This is a genomic window from Planctomicrobium mucosum (genome assembly GCF_051466335.1).
GTDB lineage: Bacteria > Planctomycetota > Planctomycetia > Planctomycetales > Planctomycetaceae > Planctomicrobium.
Window position 1 is genome coordinate 2665839 of record NZ_CP195793.1, and the last position, 16653, is coordinate 2682491.

13 protein-coding genes are annotated in these 16653 nt (G+C 52.1%); 7 read left to right on the plus strand and 6 right to left on the minus strand.

Going from position 1 to position 16653, the window contains the following annotated elements:
• Positions 1 to 94: 94 nt before the first annotated feature.
• Positions 95 to 1381, minus strand: a complete 1287-nt coding sequence (hemL, locus tag SH668x_RS10760; protein ID WP_437185062.1) for a glutamate-1-semialdehyde 2,1-aminomutase — start codon at positions 1379 to 1381, stop codon at positions 95 to 97.
• A gap of 165 nt (positions 1382 to 1546) precedes the next feature.
• Entirely contained in the window at positions 1547 to 2137 is a 591-nt protein-coding gene (locus tag SH668x_RS10765; RefSeq protein ID WP_437185063.1) for an LURP-one-related/scramblase family protein, read from the minus strand.
• A gap of 292 nt (positions 2138 to 2429) precedes the next feature.
• Here SH668x_RS10765 and SH668x_RS10770 point away from each other — a divergent pair, with 292 nt between their 5' ends.
• The 4 genes from SH668x_RS10770 (at position 2430) to SH668x_RS10785 (ending at position 6121) form a co-directional block, all read left to right on the plus strand.
• The gene (locus SH668x_RS10770) at positions 2430 to 3242 is read left to right on the plus strand and encodes a hypothetical protein (protein ID WP_437185064.1); all 813 of its coding nucleotides are present in this window, start codon (positions 2430 to 2432) and stop codon (positions 3240 to 3242) included.
• Between the two features lie 439 nt (positions 3243 to 3681).
• On the plus strand, positions 3682 to 3930 hold the full coding sequence (locus SH668x_RS10775; RefSeq protein ID WP_437185065.1) for a hypothetical protein: 249 nt from the start codon (positions 3682 to 3684) through the stop codon (positions 3928 to 3930).
• A complete protein-coding gene (locus SH668x_RS10780) occupies positions 3917 to 5059 on the plus strand; it encodes a VWA domain-containing protein (RefSeq protein ID WP_437185066.1) in 1143 nt (380 codons plus the stop codon). The genes SH668x_RS10775 and SH668x_RS10780 overlap by 14 nt, the downstream gene beginning before the upstream one ends.
• A 60-nt stretch (positions 5060 to 5119) precedes the next feature.
• Positions 5120 to 6121 (plus strand): ABC transporter ATP-binding protein, encoded by a 1002-nt coding sequence (locus tag SH668x_RS10785; protein WP_437185067.1) that lies wholly within the window; start codon positions 5120 to 5122, stop codon positions 6119 to 6121.
• A gap of 152 nt (positions 6122 to 6273) precedes the next feature.
• Here the strand turns inward: SH668x_RS10785 and SH668x_RS10790 are convergent, their stop codons facing one another.
• Complete coding sequence (locus SH668x_RS10790) at positions 6274 to 7236, minus strand: TIGR01777 family oxidoreductase (protein ID WP_437185068.1); 963 nt, start codon at positions 7234 to 7236, stop codon at positions 6274 to 6276.
• A gap of 471 nt (positions 7237 to 7707) precedes the next feature.
• Complete coding sequence (locus SH668x_RS10795; RefSeq protein WP_437185069.1) at positions 7708 to 10317, minus strand: tetratricopeptide repeat protein; 2610 nt, start codon at positions 10315 to 10317, stop codon at positions 7708 to 7710.
• Between the two features lie 652 nt (positions 10318 to 10969).
• Between SH668x_RS10795 and SH668x_RS10800 the strand changes: the two genes are divergently transcribed.
• The 3 genes from SH668x_RS10800 to SH668x_RS10810 all read left to right on the plus strand — a co-directional run bounded on the left by SH668x_RS10800 (position 10970) and on the right by SH668x_RS10810 (position 14379).
• Positions 10970 to 12250: a sensor histidine kinase gene (locus tag SH668x_RS10800; protein WP_437185070.1), complete on the plus strand. Its 1281-nt coding sequence runs from the start codon at positions 10970 to 10972 to the stop codon at positions 12248 to 12250.
• 368 nt (positions 12251 to 12618) lie between these two features.
• Positions 12619 to 13728: a DUF1559 family PulG-like putative transporter gene (locus SH668x_RS10805; protein ID WP_437185071.1), complete on the plus strand. Its 1110-nt coding sequence runs from the start codon at positions 12619 to 12621 to the stop codon at positions 13726 to 13728.
• A gap of 210 nt (positions 13729 to 13938) precedes the next feature.
• Complete coding sequence (locus SH668x_RS10810; RefSeq protein WP_437185072.1) at positions 13939 to 14379, plus strand: hypothetical protein; 441 nt, start codon at positions 13939 to 13941, stop codon at positions 14377 to 14379.
• Between the two features lie 340 nt (positions 14380 to 14719).
• On the opposite strand, the gene SH668x_RS10815 is transcribed toward SH668x_RS10810, so the two are convergent.
• Entirely contained in the window at positions 14720 to 15130 is a 411-nt protein-coding gene (locus tag SH668x_RS10815; RefSeq protein ID WP_437185073.1) for a carboxypeptidase-like regulatory domain-containing protein, read from the minus strand.
• Positions 15131 to 15284: 154 nt separating this feature from the next.
• A complete protein-coding gene (locus SH668x_RS10820; protein WP_437185074.1) occupies positions 15285 to 16322 on the minus strand; it encodes a DUF1559 family PulG-like putative transporter in 1038 nt (345 codons plus the stop codon).
• Between the last annotated feature and the right edge of the window lie 331 nt (positions 16323 to 16653).

Consider the following 16653-nt stretch of genomic DNA (forward strand, 5'->3'; position numbering starts at 1 on the left):
GAGATCTCTCATGCAGAGCCTTTTTGCTTTGGTACTCCGCCGTATGGAGGGATGTTGTCACACATCGCTGATCTAGTCGGCTGATGCCAGCTTCTTACAACGTCGCGGCCACTTCCTTGGCAGCAGCGAGAGTCGCCTGCAGATTCTCTTCTGTATGCTCGACTCCGACGAAATTGGCTTCGAACTGGCTGCAAGGAAGATAGATTCCGCGGTCAAGCATTCCGTGGAAGTACTTCGAAAACCGATGCGTGTCGTTCTTCGCGGAAATCGTGTAGTTGATGACGGGTTCTGGGTTGAAGAACACTGTGAACATGCTGCCGACTCGCGGGATTTGCGTCGGAATCCCAGCAGCGTCGAAGATCTCTTTCAGTCCCAAGCAGAGCGTCTCGGTGTACTTCTCAAGTTGAGGGTAAGGATTTGTTCTTTTCAGGACACTCAGCGTTGCTACCCCGCTTGCCATTGCTAACGGGTTGCCGGACAGTGTGCCTGCCTGATAGACCGGTCCCAGCGGGGAGATCTGATTCATGATGTCCGCTCGCCCACCATAGGCGCCAACGGGCAGTCCACCCCCGACAATCTTGCCGAGAGTCGTTAAGTCTGGAGTCACGCGGTACCGCTCTTGAGCTCCACCATAGGCGAGTCGGAAGCCAGTCATCACTTCGTCGCAGATAAAGACACTGCCATATTCCGAACACAAATCACGGCAGGCTTCAAGAAATCCCGGTTGTGGAGCGACAACGCCCATGTTGCCGACGACAGGTTCAAGTATTACGCAGGCGATACGATCTCCCAATTTGGAGAATGCTGTTTCGAGTGCTGGAATATCGTTGTATTCCAGTGCCAGAGTATCCTTCGTGCTGCCTTTCGGAACTCCTGGGCTGGAGGGCATACCCAATGTGAGCGCCCCGCTCCCCGCCTGAACGAGGAGGCTGTCAGCGTGACCATGGTAGCAGCCGACAAATTTGATGATGACATCACGTCTGGTGTAACCACGAGCAAGTCGGATGGCACTCATGGTCGCTTCTGTCCCTGAGCTGACCATGCGGACTTTTTCGATCGACGGCACAGCGTCGACAATCATCTCCGCAAGGGTCGACTCAATCTCAGTAGGAGCACCGAAGCTGGTGCCAGTCTCCAGAGCCGATTGAATCGCTGCAGTGACTTCAGGGTGTCGATGACCGAGGATGTGTGGTCCCCAAGAGCCCACGTAGTCAATGTACTCGTTTCCATCCCGGTCGTAGAGATATTGTTTGTCTCCTCTGGCAATGAAGACTGGCGTTCCGCCAACTCCCCCAAACGCTCGTGCAGGACTGTTGACTCCACCCGGAATGACAGCCTGTGCCCGTGAGAATTCTTGTTCGCTTTGTGTATGAGAAAACATGCGTCTCTTTTATTTCAATTTGCTGAGTTTCACCGCCATTGGGATATGTCCGAATGGCAGTGAAACTCAAATTCGAATACAGGAGAGTTTGACATCCCGGCGACGATAGAGACAGTCTCCACGCGATTTGCTGCTAACTATCCTCTGACAGTCCGGAAATCAGGGCTATTTCCGCTTTAATACCATGTCGATGCAGAATACCGCACCGAGTATCAGAATTCTGAGCGGATTGTCTGGCGGTACACTGTCGGAAATCTTCACGACGTAATTGTCAGCACCCGTGAAGAGTTCTTTGCCCATTCCGCTCCACTTCTTGGTGACCTCAGCGAGCACTTGTCCTTCATGTTTGAACTGAAAGTTCCAGCCAGTGAGTGACCCTTGGAGCTCGCAGAGCGGTTGACCGTCTGCGCCATTTACTGTGAAAGCGCCGCCGATTGTGAACAACTTCTGCTTGAACCCACCCATTACGTCTTCATCTTCATCCAAGACGCTGACTTTCGAAAGGAACAGGTTGACCCCACGCGTCACTCTGAGAATTGGCTCTCCATCTGGAGTTGTGACGTGAATATCAAACGGCGTGAATTGGCGCCAGTCTGAGAATCGGAGCAACTTGGTAATCGTTCCTAAATGTGGCTCGCGGCAGTGGATGATCACTTCACCAGTGCTCGGATCGTACACGTCGAAATTGCATGCCGACTTGAAAAATCCGACGTGCTCTTTAACGAGATAGAGGTTTCTGGAAAGAATGGGGTGCATTCAATGTCTCTGGCTGAACTGAGGGCTTCTGTTCTGTCGCTCCGATCAATCTAATCGGCAATGTTGAGTTCAGCAAACCCTGATTTGACCATTCGAATTAAGCGGGTTGTAGTGAGGGACTCGAATTTTCCAAAGTTGATGGATCGGTTTTGCCGAGCTTCGCTAGGGGCTCCATTGATTCACGCATTGCAATGCTGGCGTCGGTCTTTCGTTTGGTCGATGGGACCTTTATAACGTTAATTGGAAGTTCCTGTTTCTTACGAAATGCCCTGAGCGACCTGGAGTTGCCTTCATGAAGTGGTCATTGATCTGCAGCGTTCTGCTTGTCGGCATGGCGCAGGTTGCAAACGCCCAGGGGCTGATTGTTGCATTACCTGCTGACGGAACCTGGGTTCGCTACGAAGGGACTTACACTCAGGTCGTGAACCAGACCAACTCTCCAAATGAGGCGGTCACCCTCGATTTTCGACGAATTACAACAATCAAATCCGTTGGAACTGAAGAGGCTGAGTACCTTGGGGAAACTGTCCCCTGCCGTTGGCTCGAAATCAAATCAGAAACGGGAAAAGCGACTGAAGGGGTGATTGCCTCCGGTCCCGGTCAAACGCGGATTTACAAGATTCTGGTTCCGGAAGAAACTGTAACTGCGGAGACTTTCCGAAGTGTTGGTGATGAGCATCCCATCCACAACTCGTATCTGACTATCGTCAAGGGCTACCGCAAGATCGATGATCAGGAGCCAACCGAAATTACTACTGAAGTGTTCGTGTTGTATCCGGTGATCTCACTGCTGCGAGCCTACGAAGATCACGAAGCAGATCCTGCGACTGAATCGGTCACTACCCCCGCAGGGACTTTCTCCAGCCAGAAATTCATCGGAAACCTGGTTCAGGAGAGCAATTCTGAGCGGTCTATCAACCGCGGGGAAGTTGTGCGTTCCGCTGAGATTCCATTCGGCCTCGTATCTTGGGACGTCAAACTAGAAGTCTTCGAAAAAGGAACGACTGAGGCACGCGATGATTTTCAAGAGCTGATGACGGTGGAAGAGAAGATGGAAGCCATCGAAATCGGGACCAACGCCCAATCAGAAATCGTTTCCAGCTGATCTGACGCTGCTGAGTCAGAACTGTTCATTCGATGAATCCTGAATGTGCGTCAGAATTTGACGCACATTTTTGTTTTGAGGCCGTGCTTTCGGGAGTGCTCTTGGATGGCGTAGGGGACGCTGCGTGGATGTCAGGGGTCGCTGAATCCATCGGATCTGTCTATAATTGTTGCTGGTGTGCAGTTGCATCAAACTGCCGTGATTCGCAGATGACCTGACATTGAAGCGAGATTCGTCGAAATTCGGGCGAACTCAGGTGAATCACTTCGTGGGAATATCGAGAGACAGATGGCCAAGAGGACCTGAAATGCGCGGACCTGGACTTCGAATCAGCAATGATGTCCGCAGGGATTGGCAGTGCCCGCAGTGCGGTCGGCGACGGCGACAACCAGCAACGGTCGTCTCTTTGCTTTGTGATTGTGTTCCAGCGCAAGTCCAGATGAAATTGGTCGAACCAGTGCGTCGCGTGAAAGCACCACGAGTGGAACTTCCAGCGTTCATTGAATGGGAAGCGCTTCTGGAGGGTGACGAAAAAGCTGAAGACGCCAATCCTAATCGCGGCCGAAGTGAAGCTAACGCGACAGCCTCTGAACCGAATGGCACTCTCGAGTCGACCGAACTGAATGCTGCATCTCCGGACACGTCGGGAGATGCCACGCCCCCGGGAGGATTGGATGGCCACATTTGAGTTTTCTCAATGGGATGGTTCGGACAACTTCAACCCGCAATCAGCGGACGAATTGTTTGATCGATTCTCTGAATACCTGCTGGATTATGGCGAAGAGGTCCTTCCCGCGCTCGAACAATGGGATCGTGACCACCCTGATGTGATTGAGATGCTCGTCAAACAGGGGCTTGTGGAAAAAGATCGCGATGGCAAATTCAGCGTGACCCCGAAAGGGCTGAAACGCGTCGAAAATAAAGCGATGGAAGCTCTGTTTCATGTGCAGAACCGAGACAAATTGGGACGTCACGAAACAGAGTTTCGCGGAGCCGGCCAGACTGTTCTCGAGGACTCGAAACAGTATGAATTCGGCGATCCAGTCTCCAATCTGAATCTCCATGATACCTTGAAGAATGCACTGGTGCGTCAAGGTGGAGGAACTCCGGTCAACATCACAGATGATGACCTCGTGATCTACGAGACGGAATATCAGACAAGCTGTGCGACAGTCGTTCTTCTGGATATGTCCGGCAGCATGACTCGTTTCGGGAAGTTTGCGAGTGCGAAGCGTGTGGCGATGGCGATGCAGGCTTTGGTTCGATCCCGCTATCAAAGCGACACGCTGCAGGTCGTGGGCTTCTATTCCTACGCTTCTTTGCTGAGTGAGCGTGACTTGCTGTACTCAGCGCCGAAGCCCGTTAGTCTGTTCGATCCGAACGTTCGACTGCGAATTTCGCTGGATCACCCCCCTGCTTTCGTTCCTCAACATTTCACGAATATTCATGCTGGACTGCAATTCGCCCGGAAGTTGTTGAGAAAGCAATCAGCTCAGAATCGACAGATAATCCTGATCACAGATGGTGAGCCGACAGCGCATGTCGAAGGGCGAGATCTGATGCTGATCTATCCTCCTGCGGAGAAAACGGCTCGCATCACGTTGACTGAAGCCAAACGCTGTGCGGATGAGGGAATTCAGATTTCCAGCTTCGCACTCATTGAAGATTATTTTTATCTGGGGCTCGTGAATTTTGTCGAGCAGCTGGCGATTGTGACCAAAGGGATCAGCGCCACCTGCAATGCTGAAGATATGGGCAATATGGTGGTTCAGAGTTTCATAAAAGGTCGTCGCAAGAAGACCCGGATGCAGCGCTGAATTCAGACCCTGCAATAGCATTCAGTTCCTTATTTATCACATTCGATCCCGCCATTTCATATGCCCGCAATCGTCGCTGACAATCTTTGTAAGAGTTATCGAGTCTATCAAAAGCGTGAAGGAGTCCTCGCTTCGTTGAAAGGACTTTTTCATCGTACTTACAAGACCGTCGACGCGGTAAAGAACGTCAGTTTCGAAATTGAACCCGGGGAGATGGTTGCATTTCTCGGCCCAAATGGTGCAGGGAAAACCACGACTCTCAAACTCTTGTCAGGGCTGATCAACCCCACGAGTGGAACAGCTTCGGTGCTGGGGCACGTCCCGTGGCTGCGGGAGAACCCATTTCGACGTCGCTTCTCTTTGGTGATGGGGCAGAAGAACCAGCTCTGGTGGGATTTGCCTGCTCAAGAATCTTTTCAGCTTCACCGGGAGATCTATCGCATCCCTCAGGCTGAATTTGTTCGTCGACGTGATGAACTCGTCGAACTGCTGGAGGTTGGGAAACTGGTGGGGCAACCAGTTCGCGAATTATCACTGGGAGAGCGAATGCGGATGGAGTTGATCGCTGCCCTGCTCCATAGCCCGGATGTTCTGCTTCTTGATGAACCGACAATCGGCTTGGATGTCATTTCTCAACGCCGCGTTCAAGAGTTCCTGCGTTTTTATCAGGCAGAGCAGAAAATTACCGTCATTCTGACCAGCCATTACATGAAAGACGTGGAGGCACTTTGTCGACGTGCGGTCATCATTAATCATGGTGAAATCAAACACGATGGACCGCTCGCGGACATCGTTGAACGATTCAGCCAGAACAAAGTCATCCATCTCCAGTTTGCAGGGGAAGAGACTCCAACTAATCTCGAGCGATTCGGGAATGTGCTGGAGTTCGTTGCCCCGCGTGCGAAAATCGAAGTGGAGCGAACCCGCGTCCCTGAAGTGCTCGGGGAGTTGTTGCGAGACTACCGTATTGAAGATGTTGGTGTTCAGGATCGGCCGCTGGAAGAAGTGATTGCTGAAATGTTCACTTCGACTGATTCCAGAAACGCCACTGCACCGCTCTAGACATTGCTGTCGGCGAGGAGGCAAATGCGAGAAGACTCTGTTTTTCTCCCCTGCCCCGTTCGTCCGCGAGACGGCTCATTGCGGCCGTTACCACACACCACTGAAACAGGGGCTAAAGTTCGCACCCAATCTTGCGAGCGTCGAATAAACGACTACCGAGCTTCATGTCGCAGTTGATTGTTCGTTGCGAATTGGACTTCGGTCTGCGGATACGTCGCCGGAGACGGTGCCAGGAATGCATGCAGACCAAAGTTGATCTCCGAGTGGTTGAAACTGAAACGATGGCTCAACGCCACCTCAGGGACCACTCTCGCGCTGCTTAGAAGGAGTTCGTTCCCCATTTCACCTGTTACCAGTTTGACTAACGGGGTTGGCACCGGCAGGAAGGTTGGTCGATTCAGAGCCTTCCCGAGTGCTCGAGTAAATTCCTGATTGGTGACAGGATGAGGAGAGACTGCATTCACTGGCCCGGAAATGGAGTCGTCGTGAACAATGTGCGAAATTAATCGCACGTGATCGTCCAGCGAAATCCAGCTCCAGTATTGCTCGCCACTTCCGATTGTCCCACCGAGTCCAAGCCGGAACGGAGTCAGCATGGCCTTAAGTGCTCCACCATCCTTGCTCAGCACCAAGCCGGTGCGAACATTTACAATTCGAGTGTGCCCAATTGCGGGGGCGCAAGCCCGCTCCCACTCTCGACAAACAGAGGCAAGAAATCCCTCGCCGGAAGGGCTCGCTTCAGTGAGTAATCGATCCCCAGAATCGCCGTAATACCCGACAGCACTTGCGACAATCATGGTATGGGGCGGATTTGGCATCTTGCGGACAGCCTCCGCGAGAATCCCGGTCGAGTTCACCCGGCTCGCGTAGATTTCGTCTTTTTTACGACGACTCCAGCGGAGCGCTGTCAGCGGTTCACCCGCGAGGTGAATCAGGACGTCGCAGCCCTTCAATGTGGACAAACACAACGGATGACCTGCTGATTCCCAGCATCGCTCGTTCGGACCATTAGGCACATCCCTGACCAAGCGGGTCACAGCATGCCCTGCGCGTTCAAGAATCGGAACGAGGTGCCGCCCGATCAGTCCTTTGGACCCTGTCATAAAGACGTTCATTTGTCTTCCTGGGAACACTCTCACGTGCACTCAAAACGGATAGTTACATCGTAGCCTTTCGCCCCATTTTTGACCCTGCCGGAATGCAAAGCCAGAGTAAATATCGAATTGGGGGAGGGAAAATTGAAAGTTGATGAAGAAGCTCTCAAGACCAATCAGCTCTTTTGGATGCAATGTGGCCTGATCGCTACGCATTGAATTCGCTCGACACCGCGAGACGGTGTCGTCCAACAGAAGCACACCGACACTCTTCGACGACGTGGATTCGTGAGGCGGTCAGGTCCGTTGAGTATTCAAGAAGTTGAGTATTCAAGAAGCTGCTTCGCAAGATAACGCGTGCCACCCTACTCGACGACGATTGGGCATCAGCGTCGAAGTTTCCCTCATGCGACTCTACGATTTCGCATCTGATCAACAGATTTTAAAGCGGTTCTGGATCTCGGTGCTCGCCGCTCAACGCAGCGTCAGAGACTAACGGGTTCCAGGGATAATCGTCGGCCAATCGTTCTGGTTGTTATACCGGTCGTTGCCCAATCCTCGGGAGGAGAAATCCTGCGCTGGGGCGGGATTTCTCGATCTTCCCTGATTCTGCATCATCGAGTGATAGTCAGAAGGGATCACAACTCCGTTCCGTTGATTGGAATTCGGGTTCGCATTTCCTTGCTGTGGTTGCTGCTGCGGATTTGACGGTCCGTTGCTGTTCGGTTGCTGTGGATTCTGGAATTGTTGGTTATTAACTGGTTGAATCCTCGGCGGCATTGTTTGCATCTGACCTTGTGGCATCCGTGATCCGATCTGAGAGTTGTTCTCCTCATGCCAGCCGAAAGTTGGTGAATCAGGCACACCTGGTTGAGATTGATGCTGCAGGTTCCCCGGTGGAGCAACAGGTTGGTTAGGCCATTGTGGAACAAGACCACCTTGACCGTTCGGGGCGTTCGGAGTGTACATCACTCCGCCTGTCGATGGATGGGTATATATCGATCCAGCAGATGGTGATAGAGGGGAATTCAGTGGGCCCTGATTCCAGATCTCTTTGACAGCGATGTTCGCTTCGCGACCAGCCTGCCAACGTTGAGCCTCGTAACCGCGCATCGAATTGTTGTAGTCGAATGGAATACTGCTGTTTTCCATTGTCTGCGTATCGTATCGTGATCGGGTCCCGAACTGTTCTTTCGAGTAACTCGGGTAGATCGCTGGAGGCGTCTGACCTCCCTGCCCGTTTGCAGGAGATCGAACTGGATTCGGATACGGCTGGTAAGCGTCGTTCAGATTCTGCGGAGGAATGTTGTCGGGCATCCAGCGTTGAGGTGATGGAGTCTGATTTGAATCAAACATCATCGACCCTGGAGGATTGATCCCGCCTGATTGATTCAACACCGAGAAAGGCGCTCCATTCCCAACTCCCATCCCCATCTTTGCTGCGGCTTTGCTGGCCTCATGAAAAGCGTTGACGCCTTGATTCGGATTTGGGGAACCCTGATTCGGGAACTGGGCGTTCAACGAGGGTTGGCTCATCTGGTTGTCCATGCCGGCTGCGTTCTGCTGCCCTGCTCCGAATGGACGTTGTCCAAACTGAGGGTGTTGTGTAGTTCCATGGAAGCTGCCGGGACCATTTGCAAGATTGTTCTGAGCCTGAGTCTGAGGAGGGCCGTAGTACGGTCCCGACTGAGTGTTATTGAACTGAGGTTGCTGTGCGAATTGATTCTGAACCGGTTGAATGTCGTTACGCATTCCCTCCGGTTGCTGTCGATAAGCATGGGAGACATCAGCGTGGTCGTCTTCAGACATTTGATTCGATGCCGGAACGATTCCCTTCCACGGTTGTCGGACAGGGCGATCACTTGGACCATCTGCCCCGAAATTCTGCATGCCGAGTGGCTGCTGAGCTGACATCTGATTCTGAGTATAAGCTCTGTCAGTCATTGGCTCGTTGCGAATGACAGGAAGTTCGGATTCATCATACTGGGAATTCACTGGTTGGTTTCGGCCATACTGCTGGTCTGCAAACCGTTGTTCTTCGTATCGAACCGGGCGACCATCGGGAGTTACTTCTCGCTGCTCAGGCTGCTGGCGGACGTAAGAAGATTCACTTCCAGGAATACGGCTGAGCTCTCCGGTGGCGCCATCCAACAGCAATGGGCCATTTCCACGGACCGCAGCGGCATCACGATCAATCGCGAGTAACTGTTCGCGAACCTGTTCCGTTTGATTCATCCGACGCTGTGCAGTGGCCTGTGCGATGTTATTCGGATTGTTGGCTTGGTTCCCTTGCTGCTGGGCGTTGTACGCCTGGCTTCGCTGCTCGATGTCGGCAGCGAGCTTTTCAGCAGGGGATTTTCCCGGTTTCAAACGATCGAAAATGGATGAATTGTTCTTCGCCACTGAGCTTAATGCGGAGTCGCTGGGTGCGTTTTTTGCAAGCAGCTGTTCAATAACGTCGGGAGAGTAAAGTTTCGAGTAGGTCTCGGTGGCGAGCTGTGTTTTGCCCTGTCTGGCATAGGCGTCTCCCAGGTTGGAAATCGCCTTCTGGTTCTTCGCGTCAGCCTGTATTGCACGTAGCGAGTATTGCTCACTCTCCGAGAATCGATTCTGGAGCAGATACGAATAGCCCATGTCCCCGAGGATTTGAGAGTTATTCGGAGCCTGAATCAGCGCTTTCTGGTAGTGACTTTCAGCCTCTCCGTATTTTTTCTGCAGGTCAGCGATGATGGCAAGACCGTGATGGGCGTCAGGGTTTTGCGGAGCGACAGCGATAGCACTTTCAAAATTCGAGCGTGCGTTCGCAAGATGCTGCTGCGACTGTTGTTTGCCAGTGGCAGTTCCGTCGGCCGATTTCACGTTGTACTGGCGGAATTCCTCGTGACCAGCTTGAACGTACTCGCTCGCTGACTTGGTGCTTTTTGCATCCGCTGCTCTTGCAACGTCACCGAAGCCCTCTTTCTCCAGCTTCTCACGAAACTCTTTCGCTTTTGCTGAATTCGCTTCATCGTTGTATGGATTGAAGTTGGAGAGAAACTCTGGAGTACGGCACCCCGTTCCCAGGAGAAGGCAAAGAGTGGCAATACAAGTAAAACGCGACACGGATCGCCGGGAAGGCGCCTTTTGCGAAATACAAGCTGACGGGCCGGGCAACATCCTGTCGTCCTTTGCGTTTCGCGAGTGAGGAATACTAATCGCTGCGGGATAGGGATCGAGTGCAGCAAATTGTCGTGAGGTGAAGGGAGGAATGCAGCGGATCTGCAAATTCAGGCTGAAGTTCTATTTGAATCGAAAATTCCTGTCGAGGTGAAAGAGAATTCCGAACCACGAGTCAGGACGAAGCAGCAGGAATTGCCGTGTTCCATTGGTCATCCTTGGCGATCACGGCAGGTGATTGGTTGAAATAAATAAAATGCGGTGTTTGGCTTCCTTTGCGGACACGCGGGCTTCATTTCCAGTTCGACGCTTTGGCGATTCATTTTCGGGACTGTCGCCACGTGTGATCGGGGACCCGTTTGAGATCGCTTCTTTTGATCCGATTTTGGGATTCTGACGCATGTGGACGAGTCCCGGGCAGATCGCGGCTGACATCTTCCATTGCTAGAATCGTCCGACATTCCAAAGTCCATCGGGATTTATTTGATGGAAATGTCGTCACATCTGAGTGGAGATGAGTGCGGCATTTCGAGGTTGAGGTGCCCCAATGAGGTCAAAGTCTGGCGCGGAATCCAATCCGTTTTTGTCGCGATCCGAAATGGATTGGCAGCTCTCCATCGAATGGATCGTCCTGCGGATCAGGTGGTTCGGGCTGATCGTAGGTTACTTTTGGGTGAATACCTTCAGTCCCCCTTCAGAGCGACTCACCCTGAATGGGATCCTCGCGCTCGGATTGGCCTATGCGATCTGTGATCTTTTCTGGCATTTGCGTGGTAAGGTTTTTCTCAGCCAGTTTCCGCTGTTCATCTCAGCAATGGAGGCGGTCTTTATTGGGCTACTCTGCTTTTTCGATCGCGGACTGGAAAGTTCATTCAGGTACTATTACTTCCTGTCTCTGCTTGTTTGTGCGATTCGCTATCCATTGCTGGTTTCCTATTCAACGCTGGCGTTTCACTGTATCAGCTACAGTCTGCTCGCATTTACATTGCAGAGTGCGAACGTTGAGCAAGTGGGGATGCTGGTGTTGATGCTCGTGTTCATGTGCTGGGTCACCTGGGCGAGTACTGCCTTGACTGGCTTGCTGAAAGCAACTGGCGAGAAACTGTCGCGACTGAATGGCGAACTTGAAGAACGGATACTTCGTCGAACGCGAGAGCTTCAACAATCTCAGGCCATGCTCGTACAGCAGGAAAAACAGGCGGCATTTGGGTTGCTTGCAGCTGGAATCGCGCATGAGGTCGGCAATCCGCTGGCTGCGATCAGTTCACTCGTTCAGTTGATGAACCGGAAACCGCTCGATGAGCAGATGCATGAACGACTCGGACTCATTGATGAGCAGCTGCTAAGAATTCAACGAACGCTGCGGGAACTGATTGAATTTTCTCGACCGGGCGTCACGGATACCAGCCAGTTCGATGTTCATGACGTTCTGGGGACCGCTTTGAATATTGCGAAGTACTACAAACGCAAGAAGGGGAAGAAGATTGTCTCCAGCTTCGGAGAACAGCTTCCACCGGTATTTGGAGTCCGTGATCAGGTGCTTCAGGTTTTTCTGAATCTAATTCTGAACGCGATGGATGCCACCGAAGAAGGAGGCACCATCGAGATTATCACCGAGAAAGTTGATCACTTCGTCAGCGTCTGTGTGCGTGACAACGGGGTCGGCATTGCCCCCTCAGACCAGATCAAACTTTTCGAGCCTTACTTCACGACAAAGGCGACTGGAACTGGTCTGGGGCTCTTTATCTGTCGTGATATCGTTGAGGCCTCGGCTGGGACAATTCGACTGAAATCGTCAGTTCCAGGAGAAACGATCTTTCAGGTCAAGCTTCCGTCGCGAATGGTGTCCCAGGAGGACCAGTCCCAATCTCAGGGATGAGCAGCGGCGAATGGCGGCGACGTCTCGTTTCGAGGCTGCGCTGATCACCGCCGGTACGCCTGACTCTCAAGTGAGATGCTCGAGGCCCCAATTGACGGATTGTATTTAGTTCGCCACGGCAACCAATTGTCGATCAAGTCAGAGAGCTGTGTTGATTCGGATCTGTGCGCTCATTGTCGAGTGCTCCAGAGATGTTGCGAGATATTAAATACGCATTTGATCAAATGGTTGACATTTTAAGAGAATCAATGTTGTTAAACAAATCTGTTTCGATGGGAATTGACTTCCGTAAATGCTATTTCTAAATTGACCATACATTTCTATTGATTCTCATTTCATTGCATTTCTGCTCTAGGAGGACGAAAATCATGGTCCGTAATCAGCGTACGTTTATTGGTCGAAGCTCCAAAGAAAGCTCTTTAAGATCGGGTTTTACCCTGATCGAGCTCCTTGTCGTGATCGCCATCATTGCGGTTTTGATTGCACTCCTGCTGCCTGCTGTCCAACAGGCACGCGAGGCGGCGCGACGGACGCAGTGCAAAAACAATCTGAAGAACATCGGGTTGGCGGTGCACAATTTTCATGAGACTTACAACTCCCTTCCAGCACTTGCAAACTCAACCTACGGTCCAACATTTTGGTTTCACATTCTCCCCTATGTTGAGCAGACGGCTCTCTACAACCTCTACAACGGGGGAGCCACCGCTGGCTCAGACGTCACCAGCCTTCGCCGATCGATGGATATCAACTATCGAATCATCGCCGCAGCGGGACGAGCCGACCAGGTTGCTCCAATTCCCGGATTTTTCTGTCCATCTACTCGCGCCCCAAGCGTGCGTCGGTCAGGAGACGATAACGGCGGAGCACGCGGACCGAAGGCGGACTACGCTGTTGTTGCGATGAGAGGAAGTGCAACAAACACCAGTCTGGACAGTGACAGCGTTGAATATCAGTGGTGGGATATTCATCAAACTTGGGATGCAGGCTGGGCAAATGCCACTCGAGGAGCAATTCGCCCCGGACTCTCGAACGAGATCACAACGGACGATGGTGGCATCGACGGGCTGGATGGACGCCGACGCGAGAAGGCCAAATCCTTGGGTTCACTCGCCAACATTACCGATGGAACAAGTAACACGTTGATGGTCGGTGAAAAGTTCTGGAGAAACAGCGACTTTACATCTGAAGGGAACATTGACTGGAACAATCAGGATGGAACTTGCTTCCTGATGGGCTATGGATGGCGCGAGTACAATGTTGCTCGGAACATTCGCTTCCCTCTCTCGACACGCATTGAAAACGATGCAACAGGCGATAACGTTCCCTCCAGCCGACGCGGTTTCGGAGGTCGACACACCGGCACCGTGCATTTCTTGATGTGCGACGGATCTGTCCGTGGAGTGAGTCAGAACATTGATCTCTTCACCCAGTGGCGTCTTGGGGATCGCGCGGATGGACTGGTGATCGGCGAATTCTAATCGCTGTTCCGACGCGGGCCGTCTCGAGGCTGCTCATGATGTTCGGAGAGTGCTACTCGGCTTCATGGAGTTGAGTAACGCTCTCCTTCACTATATCAGCGCGGTGTTGATGATTGCCGCTTCGAGTCTTTGAAACCGCAGAACGTCATTGACGTTTCGTTTCTCTGCCATGTTCTGGCGATTACGAGCATATAGAAGGGAGCCAAGCCGATGAGCTGGCGATCAGGTGGTTCGATGAAAATTCTGTTCGTTGCGTTAGCACTTGTGTTTCTTGTTGGCTGTGGCAAAGACGACACCGTGGACCTGAAAGGGACAGTGACGTTGACCGATGGAACGCCATTGAAAGCAGGGACTGTCCATTTGAATGGGGCTCAATCTTTCCGAGGAAAAATTGAAGATGGTGGCGTGTTTGAAATCAAACAGGTCGCTAAAGGAGAGTACAAGGTGGCGATCACCGACACCAAGGTCGGTCCTACCGGACTGCCCGGCATGGACGGGATTGACTCCAGCGGGAAATATTACCGGCAGGATCCTAAGTCGTTGAAGAACCTCATTCAGGAGAAGTACGCGGATTCTTCGAAGTCCGGATTAACTGCAACTGTCCCTGGTCAGATCGAATTGAAGCTCGAGCCGGCTTCTGGCAAGAAGTGATCTGACTCGGACAAAGAGTCCTGATTCGATAATCGCTTTACACAATTCAATAGCAATCAACCCTGCAGCGTGTGGCCCGCGATGAGTATCGTCACTCGCTGCAGGATTCCTCTTTTACAGCTTTGGTAACTCCTCAGTTTCTACTTGAGCAAGCTACTGATACCGCGATGAGGCTTCTCGTAAACTCGGCGGCGGCAAGATGGCTCGCAATCCGTCGTCAGCTCGCATCTCTCACGAGAGTCCGGATATCTTCCTGTGGTGAGCACGGTGGATGCGAGTGCCTATGCCACAATCTGCCGCAACGCTCCTCTGAAGCAGCTTATCGCTTCGAAGTGGCAAGTTACTTCTTCTTTTTCTTTTCAGGTTGACCTGCGAGGTCGATGTCGTAGGTGCTCATGCCTGGCTTGATACTAAACTTGAGTCCGGATGTTGTTGCAATCCAATACTTCTTCGGGATATCGGTTGCTGGAGGATTCGGATTCATCGGAGTCGGGCGAATGCCGCTGACTGCCAGAGAGTAGTCACCGGCAGGGATCGGTTCGGAGAGCTGATAGGTACCATCTTCCTTGATTTTGGCAGTTGCTCCAGTTCCAAGTGCTGCAGAAGAGAGGGTCACGACTCCGTTGGGGACTGGCTTCCCGTTGAGGATCACTTTGCCGCCGATGGCACCGACTGGTTTGGAAGCTGATCCGCCGCAGCCAAAGAACAGAACTCCAATTAACGCAACAGTCGTCCCCAAACTGAATTTCATTTTGATTCCCTTAGACTCTATGAATGACTTTGTGGTCGGCCCCGACTTCTACAAATCCGAAAGAAGAGGAAGCGCTCCTCTCGAAAAAAAATGCCCTGGTCCGACAGATCGAGCCAGAGCATTACGTTTCCCTGCAATTGACCCTGAGAATTTTTTAGAATTCGCCGACAGGTAGACCGTCGTTGCAAGCTGCGAGGCTCCGAAGCGTGTCCATCGCGATATTCTCGGAAATGAAGCGGACGGATCCGTCGCCTAAAGTGACGTGAATACCACCGACGTGGAATGAGTTCCACTGGGTGTTGGCGCACCAGGTGTCTTGGTTGCCAACCGTTGGAGTTTTGTAGTTGATTTGATACAGCAAGCTGGAAATACCAACTGACCATCCACTCGGGTCGACACTGCCAGCGTTGACGGGAGTTGTGAAGCTAGCACCAAGGTATCCACCGTAGTATCCAGAGCGTCGGTCACCGTTGACGAGCCCAACTGTACCAGACTGTTCGGCAACCAGAAGCGTGTTTGAGGAACCATCGGTCGCGTCACGCATACGCTTGACTCTGTTCCAACTGAACAAACCATTGTTGGTGAAGTTACCGTATGGGTTAGATGCACCCACAGAGTTTCCTACTGGGAAGGAAGCATCTCCATACTCAATGGAAGCACCAGCAACGCCGACGTACATCGGAACCTGATGACGCAGGGTATTGTGGTCTGGCATTCCCGGAACATATGGATTTCCATTTGATTCGAGTGTGCTGGATGGGCAGACGTACACAGGAACAACGTGGCCATTCAGGAGTTCTGCGTTATGTGTACCAGCGGCGCTTGCAGTTCCGCCGAACGGACGCCATCCGGTCCAGATCATCTGGTTGTAAATGGCGCCTTGTTCCAGCATTGGAAAAATGTGGATACGCCAGTTTGGAATGGAGTATGGGTCTGATGCCATGTCTGTTCCACCGAAGCTGCCGGGAGGGAAGCAGTTGTGGACGTCGTGGTAGTTGTGAACCGCTAAACCAATCTGCTTGAGATGATTTTTGCACTGGGAACGGCGAGCGGCTTCACGTGCCTGTTGCACAGCTGGCAGTAACAGGGCGATCAAAACTGCAATAATCGCGATGACGACGAGCAATTCGATCAGAGTGAATCCCTTTTTGGCTCGCTGCCCATGGGGACGACTGGAAAACGTCATGACCATACTTTTTTCCCTCGGGTGAATGGGACTTCGGATGCCCCAATCAGACTGTAAACAAGACTTACAACAACTGGTTGGAACTGACGAGTTATCAACGCAGCAATTGCCGGCGCGCTAGAACGTTATTGACACGAGCCAACACAATGTTCGCTCGCGACTAAATACTTTGAGGTTTTCGTCACCAACTTGAAGTGGAAATCGAAAGAACTTTCTAATTTTGGGCTCAATTAACTTGAAATTTACGCATCGGTGTGCATGCAAGTGCTGATGTGTACGCTTGCTGGGTCTGTGGGTTTTGCGGTCCAGGAATACATGTTTAAGGCATGTTTGATGT

Coding starts and splice junctions, on each gene's coding strand:
- hemL (WP_437185062.1), bottom strand. CDS start 1,381: ATGTTTTCTCATACACAAAGCGAACAAGAATTCTCACGGGCACAGGCT.
- SH668x_RS10765 (WP_437185063.1), bottom strand. CDS start 2,137: ATGCACCCCATTCTTTCCAGAAACCTCTATCTCGTTAAAGAGCACGTC.
- SH668x_RS10770 (WP_437185064.1), top strand. CDS start 2,430: ATGAAGTGGTCATTGATCTGCAGCGTTCTGCTTGTCGGCATGGCGCAG.
- SH668x_RS10775 (WP_437185065.1), top strand. CDS start 3,682: ATGAAATTGGTCGAACCAGTGCGTCGCGTGAAAGCACCACGAGTGGAA.
- SH668x_RS10780 (WP_437185066.1), top strand. CDS start 3,917: ATGGCCACATTTGAGTTTTCTCAATGGGATGGTTCGGACAACTTCAAC.
- SH668x_RS10785 (WP_437185067.1), top strand. CDS start 5,120: ATGCCCGCAATCGTCGCTGACAATCTTTGTAAGAGTTATCGAGTCTAT.
- SH668x_RS10790 (WP_437185068.1), bottom strand. CDS start 7,236: ATGAACGTCTTTATGACAGGGTCCAAAGGACTGATCGGGCGGCACCTC.
- SH668x_RS10800 (WP_437185070.1), top strand. CDS start 10,970: ATGGATTGGCAGCTCTCCATCGAATGGATCGTCCTGCGGATCAGGTGG.
- SH668x_RS10805 (WP_437185071.1), top strand. CDS start 12,619: ATGGTCCGTAATCAGCGTACGTTTATTGGTCGAAGCTCCAAAGAAAGC.
- SH668x_RS10810 (WP_437185072.1), top strand. CDS start 13,939: ATGAGCTGGCGATCAGGTGGTTCGATGAAAATTCTGTTCGTTGCGTTA.
- SH668x_RS10815 (WP_437185073.1), bottom strand. CDS start 15,130: ATGAAATTCAGTTTGGGGACGACTGTTGCGTTAATTGGAGTTCTGTTC.
- SH668x_RS10820 (WP_437185074.1), bottom strand. CDS start 16,322: ATGGTCATGACGTTTTCCAGTCGTCCCCATGGGCAGCGAGCCAAAAAG.